The organism is Tenacibaculum aiptasiae (assembly GCF_008806755.1).
In the GTDB taxonomy this organism is placed as follows: Bacteria; Bacteroidota; Bacteroidia; order Flavobacteriales; family Flavobacteriaceae; genus Polaribacter; species Polaribacter aiptasiae.
This window is the reverse complement of sequence record NZ_WAAU01000067.1, coordinates 1-440: the sequence shown is the minus strand read 5'-3', so window position 1 is coordinate 440 and position 440 is coordinate 1. Positions and strand designations below refer to the sequence as shown.

1 protein-coding gene is annotated in these 440 nt (G+C 37.0%); it reads left to right on the top strand.

Features of this window, described 5'->3' with window-relative positions:
* Positions 1–440: hypothetical protein (locus F7018_RS17990; protein ID WP_150901487.1), on the top strand; the 440-nt coding region annotated here is incomplete at both ends.

The window sequence follows — 440 nt, the reverse complement described above, 5'->3', positions numbered from 1 at the left end:
ACGTTAGTAGACGAGACCTGTAATACAGGAACGATAACAATTAATCCAACAGGAGGAGATGGTAATTATCAATTTGCAGTAGTTACCAGTGGAACAGCAGTAACAGCAGGTGATTTCAATACAACGAATCCAGTAAATGTAGCTGCGGGAACATGGGATGTTTACGTACGAGATAAAAATGGAGGAACAGATTTCTGTCAAGTAATGGAAACTGTAACGATCCAGAGAATTACAGATCCAACGATTACTACTTCTGTAGTTCAACCAAACTGTAATGGCGATAATGGAACTGTAAATGTTGTAATTTCAAATGGAACTGCACCATTTAGTGCTACTATTAATAGTACAACAGGGCCATTTACAAGTAACCAAGCAGGGTTAAATACGAATAATGTATCGTTTACAGGATTAGCTTCAGATACATATGAAGTTATCATAAC